We start from the raw sequence: 12,911 nt of genomic DNA, 5'->3' as shown, positions 1-12,911 counted from the left end.
GCGCGGGAGAGCACATGGCCACGAAGAAATTAAGCCCGACCGTCAGACGCAAGCGCGCGCAGGACGTGGGCGAGTCAGAACGCCCCAATACGCAGGAGCTGATCCTGGATGCGGCGGAGCAACTGTTCGCGGCCCAGGGTTACGGCGGGACGAGCATCCGTCAGATCGCGGAAGCTGCCGGGGTCAACCTGGGCATGTTTCACTATTACTGGGGCTCCAAGCAGGTGCTGTGTCGCGCCGTGCTGGAGCGTCGCCTCGGGCCCATCATGGCGGAGCGGATGGCTCGGCTCTCCGCCGCTGTGGAGACGAACGCCCCCATCGAAGAGCTTCTTCTCGCTGCCATGGAGCCTTCGCTGCGCGTGACGGGCGCCGCCCCCGAGCAGCGCGACGCGTTTCGAAGCTTCTATGGCCGCATGCTTGCCGACCCATCACCCGAAATGCGCGAAGCGATGGGAGCGATCGTCGACGGGTTCGCCCAGGAATTCATGAAGGAGCTGCACCGGCGTTGCGCACACATCGACGACAAGGAGTTCTACTGGCGCATGGTGTTTCTCTTTGGCGCCTTCTTTTACGCACACAACGCCCACGATCGAATACTGACGTTGCTGGGTGCGGAGTTCACGGCCCCACCGATTGAAGATGCCGCGCAGTATCTGGTGCGCTTTGTCGTGGGCGGTCTGCAGGCGAAGCCACTGGCATAGGCGAACCGGCGTCTGAGGACATCGAGGCCTCGAGGGTTGCGCGCTTCGAAAAACGGTGTGGTCGGGTCTGCTGCGTCGCCGTGGCGACATTAATTCAATTTTTGTCGCTCAAAAGACAGCCCGTGGGCGAAGCGGTTCTGACAATGGAAGAAAGCGAGGCGATCCATGGTGGTCACTGCTTCAACACCTTCTCTCTTTCCCTGCGTCGCGACGGGCCTGGCGTTTTGCCTGTGCCCGCTGAACCCCACCCGCATCACCCACTGGAGCCACGATGAATTTCGACTACACCGACAAGGTCAAGCACATGCGCGAGCAACTGCTCGCGTTCATGGACGAACACATCTACCCGAACGAAGCGCGCTTCTTCGAGGAAATCGCGGCCAACCGCGCCAAGGGCAACGCCTGGATTCCCACGGCCATCATCGAAGAACTCAAGCCCAAGGCGCAAAAGGCCGGGCTGTGGAACCTGTTCCTGCCGCGCAGCCCGCGCGCGCCACAAGGCCTGTCCAACCTCGAATACGCCACGCTGTGCGAGATCATGGGCCGCGTGCCGTTTGCCGCCGAGGTCTTCAACTGCTCCGCGCCCGACACCGGCAACATGGAAACCTTCGAGCGCTACGCCAGCGAAGAGCTCAAGGACCGATGGCTGGAGCCACTGCTGCGCGGTGAAATCCGCTCGGCCTTCCTGATGACCGAGCCGGACGTGGCCTCCAGCGACGCCACCAACATCCAGTGCACCATCGAACGCGATGGCGACCACTACGTCATCAACGGCCGCAAGTGGTGGTCCTCCGGCGCGGGCGACCCGCGTTGCGCGGTCTACATCCTCATGGGCAAGACCAACCCCGACGCACCGCGCCACTCGCAACAGTCCATGGTCATCGTGCCGGCCAACACCCCGGGCATCACCGTGGTGCGGGCGCTCTCGGTGTTCGGCTACGACGACGCGCCGCACGGCCACATGGAAGTGCTGCTCAAGAACGTGCGCGTGCCGGTGAGCAACATCCTGCTGGGCGAAGGCCGTGGCTTCGAGATCGCACAAGGCCGCCTGGGCCCGGGGCGTATCCACCACTGCATGCGCTCCATCGGCATCGCCGAGCGCGCGCTGGAACTGATGTGCAAGCGGCTCAACAGCCGCATCGCGTTCGGCAAACCCATCTCCGCACAATCGGTGTGGCACGAACGCATTGCCGACGCGCGCTGCCGCATCGAGATGGCACGCCTGCTCACGCTCAAGGCCGCGTACATGATGGACACGGTGGGCAACAAGGTGGCCAAGGCCGAGATCGCGATGATCAAGGTGATCGCGCCCAACATGGCCTGCGACATCATCGACATGGCCATCCAGGCCCACGGCGGCGGCGGTGTGAGCGACGATTTCCCGCTCGCCTACGCCTACGCCGTGCAACGCACCTTGCGCTTTGCCGATGGCCCCGACGAGGTGCACCGCGCGGCGATCGCCAAGCTGGAACTGGCCAGGCACATGCTGGTGAAAACCGAAGTCGAGATGCCGGTCACGCGCGGCGGCTGAGCGGGCCAGCGAAGGCGCGACCATGAAAGCCGTTGGCTACCCGAAACCCCAGCCCATCGACCACCCCGACGCGCTGATCGACATCCAACTGCCCGAGCCCGTGGCCTGCGGCCGCGACCTGTTGGTCGAGGTCCAGGCCGTGTCGGTCAATCCGCTGGACACCAAGGTGCGCAAGCGGACCGCGCCAGACGAAGGCCAGGCGCACAAGGTGCTGGGCTGGGACGCCAGTGGCACCGTCCGTGCCGTGGGGCCGGAGGTCACGCTGTTCAAACCCGGCGACCGCGTCTGGTACGCCGGCTCGATCGCGCGCGCCGGCACCAACAGCGAGTTGCATCTGGTCGACGAACGCATCGTCGGTCACATGCCGGCCTCGCTCGATTTCGCGCAGGCCGCCGCGCTGCCGCTCACCGCCATCACCGCCTGGGAGATGCTGTTCGACCGCTTCGGCGTCGCGCCCGGCAAACAGCCCACCCACCAGAGCCTGCTCATCATCGGTGCAGCGGGTGGCGTCGGCTCCATCCTCACGCAGCTGGCCGCGCGGCTGACCAGCCTCACCGTCATCGGCACCGCGTCGCGGCCCGAAACGCAGGCGTGGGTGAAAGAACTCGGCGCCCACCACGTGATCGACCATGGCAAGCCCCTGACCGAAGAACTTCGGCGCATCGGCTTTGCCACCGTGGGCCTCATCGCGGGCCTGACGCAGACCGATGCGCACTTCGACCAGATCGTCGAGGCCATCGCACCGCAGGGCAAGTTCGGGTTGATCGACGACCCCGCGTCGATGGACATCAAGAAGTTCAAGCGCAAGTCCGTGTCGGTGCACTGGGAGCTGATGTTCACCCGTGCGCTGTTCGGCACCGACGACATGATCGGCCAGCACCGCCTGCTCAACGAAGTGGCCGCGCTGGTCGATGCGGGGCTGATCCGTACCACGCTGGCCGAGCACTTCGGCCCCATCAACGCCGCCAACCTGAAGCGCGCCCACGCGCTGATCGAGTCGGGCAAGGCGCGCGGCAAGGTGGTGCTGGAAGGCTGGGACTGAACGCAGGCGAAGGTTTCAAAGCGTCGGTACGGCAGGGCGCCACTCAGAAGTTAATGTCGACATAAATGCATTTGCATGATAAGGTCATCAGCGCTTCTTCCGCGCGCGCGTTGCGCGCGACTTTTGAACACTGAAAGGCCTGTATGACCCGCGTCTCTTTCGCCGCCGTCTTCTTCTCGCTCGTGGCCGCCGTGTGGTCGCCACAGGCTGCCGCGGCGGATGCCTGGCCTTCGCGGCCCATCCGCCTGGTCATTCCTTCCGCGCCGGGCACCGGTTCCGACCTGGTGGGGCGGGCGATGGCCGAGCGCCTGAGCGCGGCGCTCAAGCAGCCCGTGTTTGTGGACAACAAGCCCGGCGGCAGCGGGCTGATCGCCACGCGGGCCGTGATGTCGGCCCCGGCCGATGGCCACACCTTGCTGTACACCAATGCCTCGTTCACGGTGATGCTGGCCGCGATGAAGCCGGATCTGGGCATCGATTTCAACAAGGACCTCACGCCCATTGCCCTGACCGTGGTGGGCGGCGTGTTCCTGCTGGTCAACCCGGCTTTTCCGGCGCAGAACCTCAAGGAACTGATCGCCGAGGTCAAAGCCCATCCGGACAAGTACACGTACGGGAGCTGGGGCATCGGCTCCAACGGCCACCTCACCATGGAATGGCTGAAACGGCAGACCGGCATGAAGACCGAACACGTGGCCTACAAGAGCATGGGGACGATCCTCACAGAGATGAGCACCGGCATCCTCCAGATCGGCTGGACCGACCCGGTGTCCTCCGTGCCCTTCATTCAAACGGGTCGGGTGAAGGCCATTGCGGTGAACGGCACGGTGCGCACGCCGCAGTTGCCCAACCTGCCGACCATGGGCGAGCAGGGCTACCCGTTCCGGCCGCTGGGCTGGCACGGCATGTTCGCGCCAGCGGGCACGCCACCTGCTATCGTGGAGCGCATCCACGCGGAAGTGAACCGCGTCCTGGCCACGCAGGAACTTCAGGCGCTCCTGGTTCGCATGAACCTGGAGCCGACGCCGGTCTGGACCACGGAACAATTCCGGGCCATGATGGCGCGCGACCTCGAAGATTGGAAGAAAATCGTGACCGAGGCGAACATCAAAGCAACCGATTGAGCACGCCATACCGCGTGCGGGAAGAACCTTCTTAATGGCCAGGCAAAAAACCACCAACACCCCTGACCTGAGCACACTGCTCACACCCCAGACCCCGATCATGGTGGCGGTAGAACACGCCATCCTGCGTGGACACGAGTGGTCCCACGCGGCCGCGCCCGTCGCCGAGCAGATCGCGGTGCGGCTGGCCGGTGTGATCACGATGGACCTCATCCACGCCGGGCAACGGTTGCTGGAGAAGGACATCAGCGAGGTGCTGCACGTGAGCCGCGCACCGGTGCGCGAGGCGCTGCGCATTCTCGAGCGCGAGCGGCTGGTCGAGTTCCAGGCGCGGCGTGGCGCCATCGTCACGGAGCCCGACGCCAAGGACCTGCGCGACATCTACGTGGTGCGCAGCGCGCTCTACACGATCTTCCTGCGCCAGCTGATGGAGCACCGCCCGGCCGATGTCGATGCGGTGTTTGAAAAGCACATGCCGCGCATCGCCAAGGCCGCCGAGCAGCAGGACGTGGATGTCTACACGCTCGAGAGTTTTCTGTTGAACATCGCGCTGCTCGATCTGTCCGAGAACCGGCTGATCTCGGACCTGCTCGCCTCGATCTCCTTGCGCACGCTGCGCTATGTGCGCCTGGGCCTGGCTGCGGACCCGGACCGCATCGCCACGGCGATCGAGTCCTGGCGTGCGCTGCAACGTGCCGTGGCCCGGCGCGACAACGACAAGGTGCTGCAGATGGCGACCAACCGCATCAACGCCTCGCGCGATGCGGCGGTTCGCGCCATCGTGACCCCGCCGCCGGCGCCGGTCAGCCGTAAAACCGCATCAGCCCCAGCACGATCACAGCCATCAAAACCGTCTCGAAAAACATCAGCGCCACGGGCTTGACGCCCACGCTCATCAATTCCCGGATCTGCGTTTTCACGCCGATCGCGGCGATGGAGGCCACCAGGAACCAGCCCGAGAGCGAGGCGCCCGCGGTGGCCACCTCCTTGGGAATCCAGCCCAGGCTGTTGATCACCACCAGCACGGCGAACACCACCGCGAACCAGGGCAGCAGCGGCGGCTTCGTGCCGCCCTCGACCGTGCCCGTGCGGGCCCGCATCAGCATCACGGTCAAGGTGATGACGGGCAGCAGCATCGCCACGCGCATGAGTTTGACCACGGTGGCGGTGTCGCCGGTTTCCTTGGACATGCTGTAGCCCGCGCCCACCACCTGGGCCACGTCGTGGATCGTGCCGCCGAGGAAGACGCCGGCCTGCTGGGGGTCGAGCCCGAGCCAGCGCGCGATGATCGGGTAGAGCACCATGGCCAGCGTGGACAGGACGCTTACGCCGATCACGGTGAAGCTGAGCGCCTTTTCGCGCTGGGGGTGGGGCGGCATGGCCGCGGCCAGTGCCAGCGCCGCCGACGCGCCGCAGATGGCGGTGGCGCCGCCCGAGAGCAAGCCGAAGGTGCTGCGAAAACCCAGCATGCGCGCCACGCCGATCGAGATCAAGATTGTGAGCGCCACCGAGACCACCACCCCCGCTACCGGTTGCCAGCCCAGCGCCGAGATGTCGGCGAAGGTGATGCGCAGGCCCAGCAGGGCGACACCCCAGCGCAGCACCGTGCGGCCCATGAAGGACACGCCGGCCGCGCAGGTGGTCTCGGTGGACAGGAAGTTCATCGAGACGCCGAGCAGCAGCGCGAACAGCATCATGGGCGCGTGGTAGTGCCCGGCGAGAAAGGCGGCCGCCGAGGCGATCACTGCACAGGCGACCACGCCGGGAAAGAGTGCCTGAGCGCGCGCCCAGGGAAGGCCGAGGGAAAAGGTGGTCATGGCGAGGCTTTCAAACGGTGGGCAACTGATGACCGCGGAACTGGTCCCGCAGCTGTGACTTGAGCATCTTTCCGGTCGTGCCCAACGGGATCTGATCGACGAAGACCACGTCGTCCGGGGTCCACCACTTGGCGATCTTGCCGCCGTAGAACGCGAGCAGTTCGTCGCGGCTCACCGACTTGCCGGACTTGCACTGGACCACCAGCAGCGGGCGCTCGTCCCACTTGGGGTGCGGCACGCCGATGCACGCGGCCATCTCCACCGCGGGGTGCGACATCGCCACGTTCTCCAGGTCGATCGAGCCGATCCATTCGCCGCCGGACTTGATCACGTCCTTGCTGCGGTCGGTGATCTGCATGTAGCCCTCGGCGTCGATCGAGGCAACGTCGCCGGTGGGGAACCAGCCGTCCTGCAGCGGTGAGTTGTCGGTGTTCTTGAAGTAGCGGTTCAGCACCCAGGGGCCGCGCACGACGAGGTTGCCGGAGGTCTGGCCGTCCCAGGGCAGGTCCGCACCGGTGTCGTCCGTGATCTTCATGTCCACGCCAAACAGCACGCGGCCCTGCTTGGCCTTGACCTGCAACTGCTGTTCAAGGTCGAGGCCGTCGTGCTGCAACTTGAGCGTGGAGGCCGAGCACAACGGGCTGGTTTCCGTCATGCCCCAACCGTGCATCACGTCGATGCCGTGACCGCGCTCGAACGCCGCGAGCATGGCGGGCGGACACGCGGAGCCACCAATGCCCACGCGCTTGAGGTGGTTGAACTTCAGCCCGTTCGTTTCGACATGCGCCAGCAGGCTTTGCCAGACCGTGGGCACGCCGCAGGTGAAGGTGGCGCGTTCGGCTTCGAAGAGCTCGTACAGGGACTTCCCATCCAGCGCGCCGCCCGGAAACACCAGCTTGGCACCGACCATGCTGGCGGTGTAGGGCAGGCCCCAGGCGTTGACGTGGAACATCGGCACGACGGGCAGCACCACGTCGCGTGCGGACAGGTTGTGGTAGTCGGGCAGCGCCGCGCCGTAGGTGTGAAGAAGGGTCGAGCGGTGGCTGTAGAGCACGCCCTTGGGGTCGCCCGTGGTGCCGCTCGTGTAGCACAGCGACGACGCGGTGTTCTCGTCGAACGTGGGCCATTCGTAGCGGTCGTCCTGCGCGTCCACCAGCTCGTCGTAGCAGAGCAGGTTGGGCAGGGTGGTGGACGCGGGCATGTGCGCGCGGTCCGTCATGGCCACGAAGGTGGTGACCGTCTTCAGGCGCGGTGCGATCGACTCCAGGATCGGCAGGAAGGTCAGGTCAAAGAACAGCACCTGGTCTTCCGCGTGGTTCGCGATCCAGGCCAGCTGGTCCGGGTGCAGCCGCGGGTTGAGCGTGTGCAGCACCGCGCCCGTGCCGGACACCGCAAAGTAGAGCTCCAGGTGGCGGTAGCCGTTCCAGGCCAGCGTGCCCACCACCGTGCCCGGCGCGACGTTCAGCGTGCCCAGGGCGTTGGCCAGGCGCCGGCTGCGGGTGGCCATGTCGCGGTAGGTGGTGCGGTGGATGTCGCCCTCGACCCGGCGCGACACGATTTCCTGGCTGCCGTGGTGCCGCTCCGCGTGCCGGAGCAGCGAGGAGACCAGCAGCGGCTGGTCCATCATGAGTCCTTGCATCGCGGTCTCCTCAGGCGTAGGGGGTGGGTGCGCTGCGGGCGCGCTGGCCGATGGCGGCCAGCAGCACGAGCGCACGAGCGCCGGCTTCGCGCCCGCCCTCGGCATCGCCGCGCACAAAGATCGGGCGCATTTCCTCGATCTCGTCGAGCTGCGCGAGCAGCTCCTTTTCGACGATCGAATATTTGCGCAGCGTGTTCACGACGCACATCGAGGTGTGGACGATGTCTTCCTTCTCGGTGCTCACGCCGTGGCAGTGCAGGGCGTAGTTCGCCCAGTGGGTGCCGGCGAGCATCGCGGCTTCCAGCTTGATTTCCCAGTCGTCGTCGGTCAGCAAGGCCGCCGAGCGCTCGATGCGTTCGGCCCTGATTCGATGGTCCTCGGCTTTCATGGATTCCTCGCGGAGATAGCTTGGGTGAAGATGGCGTTGGCCGTGGCGAAGGCCTGTTCGCATTCGTCGACGATGGCCTGCGTCGGCTGGCGGTCGCCGCGCAGGCAGGGGTCGCGGTGCTCTTCCATGGCGTGCAGCGCGGCCTCGAGTTGCTGGATGTGCTCGGGCATCACGCCCGGAATCGCCGGCCAGCCGACGTGGCTCACATCGCCGGGGCCCCGCAGTTCGCGCCGGAAGCTGCCATCTGGCTGCGGCACGAAGTGCACACCCGGGAAGGTGGAGAACACGCGCTCTTCGCTGGTGATACCGGCGGCGTGCAGCGTGGCGTTCCACATGTTGGTGCCGGCCGTCAGGCCGGTCCAGTACCAGAGTTCAAAATCGCGCAGCGGATCGAGGCGTGCGCGCAAGCCGCTGAGGCGGCGCACCTTGTCCGCATGAGAGGCGATGTTCATGTCAGGCCCCTGCCACCGGCGCGGCCACGGGCGCATCGGCCGCCACGCTTGGGTCCACGGCCAGCACGATCTTGCCCACGTGCTGGTCGGTCTCCATGTAGGCGTGGGCTTCGGCGAGGTCTTCCAGGCGGTAGACGCGGTCCACCGGCAACTGGATGCGGCCGGCTTCCAGCAGCGGCAGCGTGTCGCGCGCGCAGGCCTCGATGCAGGTGAGGCGCTCTTCTTCGGTGCGCGTGCGGAAGGTGGCGCCGATCAGCTTGAGGCGCTTGAGCCACAGCTCGGTCATGTCGAAGCTCGCCACGGCCCCCCCCATGCGGGCGAGGTTGACGAGGCGGCCCTTGACCGCGAGCGACTTGATGTTGGCTTCGAAGACCGGCGCGCCGACCATGTCGATGATGATGTCCACGCCACGCCCATCGGTCGCGGCCAGCACGGCCGCGGCCTGGTCTTCCGTCGACACGTCGATGGGGTGTGTCGCGCCGTAGGCCTTCAGGCGCTCCGCCTTGTCGGCCGAACGCGAGGTGGCGAAGACCTTGCTCGCGCCCATCAGGGCGGCGAGCTGGATCACGGCCAGGCCCACGCCGCTGGCCGCGGCGTTCACCAGCACCGTTTCGCCCGCGCGCAGTTCGCCGTTCACGACCAGCGCGTCGTGCGCGGTGATGAAGACGTTGGGGAAGGCCGCGGCTTCGGCCCAGCCGAGCGTGCGCGGCACCGGCATCACCGCGCGCGCGGCGGCCAGCACGTATTCGGCTTGCCCGCCGCCGCCGTGGCCCGCGACGTGGTCGCCGACCTTCACCTGCGTGACATCGGGGCCGACGCTGTGCACCACGCCAGCGAATTCGACACCGGTGGTGCGCGGGCCGCCGGCCTTGGCGTCACGGACCATCTTGATCTCGCCGCGGTTCAGGCCCGAGGCCATGACGCGAACCACCACCTGACCGGGGCCGGGCGTGGGCAGGGGCACGTCCTGGTATTCCAGGTGACCGCCTTGCGGGCCGGGGACGATTCTCATTGCTTTCATGGGGTACTCCTGTTCGTTGGATGGATGGAAGTCAGTTTATCATGCGACATGTCTCATGTCGACATTAATCTAATATGATGGAGTCACGGTTGTTATGCTGTGCCGATGACCCCGCTCACACTGGCCGATCTGCGTGTTTTCTGCGCCGTTGCTGAAACCCTCAGCGTCACGCAAGCCGCGCAACTTCTCTACCGAACCCAGCCCGCCGTCTCACGGCAGATCGCCGAGATGGAGAAGGATCTGGGCGTATCGCTGTTCTTCCGGCGCGGACGCCGCCTGGAGCTGACACCGGCAGGCGAAGAACTGCTCGGGCGTTCGCAAGCCTTGCTGGAAGACGCCGGCGACCTGACCAAACGCGCGCAGCAACTCGCCACGGGCAACACGAGCGTGTTGCGCATCGGCGCCATGGCCAGTGCGCTGGAGAGTTTCTTTCCGTCCCTCCTGTTGGCGTTCGCCCGCGAATGGCCCAACGTGACCATTCGCGTCGTGGAGGCCGACGCACCCGAACTCGTCCATCTGCTGGAAACCGGCCAGCTGGACCTGGCGCTGACGCGTGACTACATGACAAGCCCGACGCTGGCGACCACCCGCCTGTTTCCGATGTCGTTGATCGCTGTGGTTGCCGCTTCGCACCGGCTGGCGGGGAAAGAGACCTTGGGGGTGCAGGACCTGGAGCGCGAGCCGCTGCTGCTCATGCACCCTGGCTCCGCCAGCCGCGTGCTCCTCAGCCGTGCGTGCCAGGCCGAGGGATTGACACTGCGGGATATCCGGATGGAAAGCCGAACAACGAACGCGCTGGTCACGCTCGCCGAAGGCGGTTTTGGCATCGCTGTCGCGATGTCGACGCTCCTCAGCCACCCGCCCAAGGCGCGCGTGATGCCGGTCCATCTTCGGGGCGAGCACCTGGGCATCTGGTACTCCGCGATCTGGCTGCGCCGCCGAACCGTCTCAATCCATGTCGACGCGTTCGTGAAGGCGGCGCGCCAACGGATGAAAGAGCACTTTCCGGGCGAGGGCTACGCTTTTCCAGGGCTCCCCTGAGGCGGCCACCGCTGCCCTCCGAGACCAGCGACAGCTTGGCCCCTGCTCATTGGGTCTCCAGGCCGGTGAGCTTGAACGCCTCACGCCACTTGACGATTTCGGCTTCCACGAACTTCGCCGTGCTCGCGGGCGTTGAATCGGTGACGGGACTGATGCCGTATCCCGTCAAGCGGCTCTGGAGGGAGGGCTTCTTCAAGACCTCGTTCAGTGCGTGGTTGAGCCGATCGACAATCTCCTTCGGCGTCCCGACCGGTGCCATGACCACATTCCATGTGCCGACGGAGAGCGGCAGCGAAGCGGATTCGGCCAGGGTGGGGATCTCCGGCGCCGCCGCGAGCCGCTTGTCGCTCATGACGGCGACCGCGTTCAGCTTGCCGCCCTTGACGAGCTCGCGCCCCAGGCCGAGCGACGCGCCGAGGAACTGCACCTGCCCACCGACCAGCGCCTGCATCGCCTCGCCGTTGCCCTTGTAGGACACGACGTTCGATGCCGGTACCTGGGCCGCGTGCAGGAACATCTCGACGCTGAGATAGGTCGTGCTCAGTCCCGCCGAGCCGTAGAAGTATTTCTGCGGATCGGCTTTGAGTTTGGCGATGAAATCACGCGCGTTGCCCGGCATGGAAGGGTGCGTGTACAGGATCACCGGCACGGTGCCGACCAAGGCGACCGGCTCGAAATCCTTCAGCGGGTGGTAGGGAACCTTCTTGTAGACCACCATGTTCAGCGCGTGCGTCGCGGCGGTTCCGAAGACCAGCGTGTAGCCATCGGGCTTGCTGCGCACCACGGCCTCGGTGCCGATCATGCCGGTGGCGCCGGCACGGTTCACGACGACGATCGACTGCCCCAATGCCTCGCCGAGGTCTTGAGACAGGGCGCGCGCAAAGATGTCGGTCTCGCCGCCCAATCCAAAAGGAACGATCAGCGTGATCGGCCGGTTCGGATACGGGGCCTGTGCCGACGCCATGACGGGCGCTGCCATGGCCGCGAGAGCCACGGACAGCGTTACGAGATGACGTCGGGCAGACGACAGAACGTTCAGGGGTTTCATCATGATGGGTCCTTCTCGTGGTGGGGGCAGCGGGTCAATGCGCGAGTTCCGCGGTGATTTCGGATGTGTCGAACAGCGGCGGGCGAGGGTGTTGTTGCCAGGCCGCCATGTCGGCATCCCGGTCCGCGAAGGGTGCAGGCACCCGGCTGAAAGCGGGTGTGCGCAGCCACAGGCGCAGCAGGTGCCGCTTGCGCTCGGTCTCGGGCCAGTCTTCGTAGTCACCGCGCGAATGCAGCACCACGTAGTTGTTGAGGAACTGCATGTCACCGGGCTCGAACGCCATGTCCAGGTGGAACGCCGGGTCGTTGCAAAGCGCGTCCATCAGGTCCAGTGCCTCCACCTGCGCGGCGCTCAGGCGCGGAACCTCCGTGAACCGCTGGGCTGACTCAATGTAGGTGCGGTTGTAGCGAACGAACAGCCGGCCATCCAGGTGGTTGAAGCACGGCGTTACATAGTACGGCTGTTGCCCGACGTTCTCTTCACCACGGCGGTCCACAAAGAAGGGGGCGCACATTACCTTCCACAAGTCGGGACGGCGGACCATGAATTCGTTGTGGATCGCGGCGGAACTGACGATGCGAGAGGCACCGCCCGATTTCGCCTTCTGCAGGCAGAGCAGCCCGACAACGTCGGTGGAGTCGTTGTGGAAGGGCAGGCGAAACCGCGTGTGGTAGCCGCGCGAGCGCACCTCGGTGTTCAGATTGCCGCCCAGATCGCGCACGTGGCCGAGCATGTCGCCCTGGGCGTTCTGTGCAAAGGCCGGCCCGAGGTGGGCACCGATGCCCCAGTAGATGAGTGCCGCGTCCGCCTTGGAATAGCGCTCGACGGGCAAGCCACGCAGCAGGACGAAGCCGCGCCCGTCTTCCAGCTCGCGCAGAACCGCCGCCATCTTCCGGGCGAAACCGGGGATGGCGAAGTCGTTCCTGGACAGCGCGGGGATGCCGATGGCCCGCGATTTGACGAACGCGAGTGCCGATTCGATTTCGGCGATATCGCTCGCCTCGAGATGAACGATCCAGTCGTCACGCCTGGAAAGGTCTTCGCCTTTCCAGGCGCTCGGGTGCGGGTCGGGCCGCGGTGGTGAAACGGGGTTGTTTGTCATGCGCT

At 66.0% G+C, this 12,911-nt stretch carries 13 protein-coding genes; 6 read left to right on the top strand and 7 right to left on the bottom strand.

Features of this window, described 5'->3' with window-relative positions:
• The first annotated feature begins 14 nt into the window (after positions 1-14).
• The 5 genes from FFS09_RS15580 (at position 15) to FFS09_RS15560 (ending at position 5,281) form a co-directional block, all read left to right on the top strand.
• Positions 15-701: a TetR/AcrR family transcriptional regulator gene (locus FFS09_RS15580; RefSeq protein ID WP_171020045.1), complete on the top strand. Its 687-nt coding sequence runs from the start codon at positions 15-17 to the stop codon at positions 699-701.
• A gap of 271 nt (positions 702-972) precedes the next feature.
• Positions 973-2,232 carry an acyl-CoA dehydrogenase family protein gene (locus FFS09_RS15575; RefSeq protein ID WP_137919808.1) on the top strand — a complete coding sequence of 420 codons (1,260 nt, stop codon included), beginning with the start codon at positions 973-975 and terminating at the stop codon, positions 2,230-2,232.
• A gap of 22 nt (positions 2,233-2,254) precedes the next feature.
• Positions 2,255-3,274, top strand: coding sequence for a zinc-binding alcohol dehydrogenase family protein (locus FFS09_RS15570; RefSeq protein WP_137919807.1), 1,020 nt, complete (start codon positions 2,255-2,257; stop codon positions 3,272-3,274).
• Positions 3,275-3,417: 143 nt separating this feature from the next.
• Positions 3,418-4,398, top strand: coding sequence for a Bug family tripartite tricarboxylate transporter substrate binding protein (locus tag FFS09_RS15565; RefSeq protein WP_137919806.1), 981 nt, complete (start codon positions 3,418-3,420; stop codon positions 4,396-4,398).
• A 34-nt stretch (positions 4,399-4,432) separates the two neighbouring features.
• Positions 4,433-5,281 carry a GntR family transcriptional regulator gene (locus FFS09_RS15560; RefSeq protein WP_137919805.1) on the top strand — a complete coding sequence of 283 codons (849 nt, stop codon included), beginning with the start codon at positions 4,433-4,435 and terminating at the stop codon, positions 5,279-5,281.
• On the opposite strand, the gene FFS09_RS15555 is transcribed toward FFS09_RS15560, so the two are convergent.
• Genes FFS09_RS15555 through FFS09_RS15535 form a run of 5 tightly spaced genes read right to left on the bottom strand, consistent with a single transcriptional unit; the run spans position 5,202 to position 9,715 of the window.
• A complete protein-coding gene (locus FFS09_RS15555; RefSeq protein WP_137919804.1) occupies positions 5,202-6,215 on the bottom strand; it encodes a YeiH family protein in 1,014 nt (337 codons plus the stop codon). The genes FFS09_RS15560 and FFS09_RS15555 overlap by 80 nt on opposite strands.
• 10 nt (positions 6,216-6,225) lie before the next feature.
• Entirely contained in the window at positions 6,226-7,854 is a 1,629-nt protein-coding gene (locus tag FFS09_RS15550) for a 3-(methylthio)propionyl-CoA ligase (protein ID WP_137919803.1), read from the bottom strand.
• Between the two features lie 10 nt (positions 7,855-7,864).
• Positions 7,865-8,242 (bottom strand): hypothetical protein, encoded by a 378-nt coding sequence (locus tag FFS09_RS15545; protein WP_137919802.1) that lies wholly within the window; start codon positions 8,240-8,242, stop codon positions 7,865-7,867.
• A complete protein-coding gene (locus FFS09_RS15540) occupies positions 8,239-8,694 on the bottom strand; it encodes a hypothetical protein (RefSeq protein ID WP_137919801.1) in 456 nt (151 codons plus the stop codon). Before FFS09_RS15540 ends, FFS09_RS15545 begins: the two co-directional genes overlap by 4 nt.
• 1 nt (position 8,695) lies before the next feature.
• A complete protein-coding gene (locus FFS09_RS15535) occupies positions 8,696-9,715 on the bottom strand; it encodes a zinc-binding dehydrogenase (protein ID WP_137919800.1) in 1,020 nt (339 codons plus the stop codon).
• A 105-nt stretch (positions 9,716-9,820) separates the two neighbouring features.
• Between FFS09_RS15535 and FFS09_RS15530 the strand changes: the two genes are divergently transcribed.
• Positions 9,821-10,756, top strand: a complete 936-nt coding sequence (locus FFS09_RS15530) for a LysR family transcriptional regulator (RefSeq protein WP_137919799.1) — start codon at positions 9,821-9,823, stop codon at positions 10,754-10,756.
• Positions 10,757-10,802: 46 nt separating this feature from the next.
• Here the strand turns inward: FFS09_RS15530 and FFS09_RS15525 are convergent, their stop codons facing one another.
• Both FFS09_RS15525 and FFS09_RS15520 read right to left on the bottom strand, forming a co-directional pair.
• Positions 10,803-11,807: a Bug family tripartite tricarboxylate transporter substrate binding protein gene (locus tag FFS09_RS15525; RefSeq protein WP_171020044.1), complete on the bottom strand. Its 1,005-nt coding sequence runs from the start codon at positions 11,805-11,807 to the stop codon at positions 10,803-10,805.
• Positions 11,808-11,838: 31 nt separating this feature from the next.
• Positions 11,839-12,906 carry a TauD/TfdA family dioxygenase gene (locus FFS09_RS15520; protein ID WP_171020043.1) on the bottom strand — a complete coding sequence of 356 codons (1,068 nt, stop codon included), beginning with the start codon at positions 12,904-12,906 and terminating at the stop codon, positions 11,839-11,841.
• Positions 12,907-12,911: the final 5 nt, after the last annotated feature.

It is taken from the genome of Hydrogenophaga sp. 2FB, assembly GCF_005503365.1.
GTDB lineage: Bacteria > Pseudomonadota > Gammaproteobacteria > Burkholderiales > Burkholderiaceae_C > Hydrogenophaga.
The sequence above is the reverse complement of the archived record's forward strand: the minus strand, read 5'-3'. Positions and strand labels throughout refer to the sequence as shown.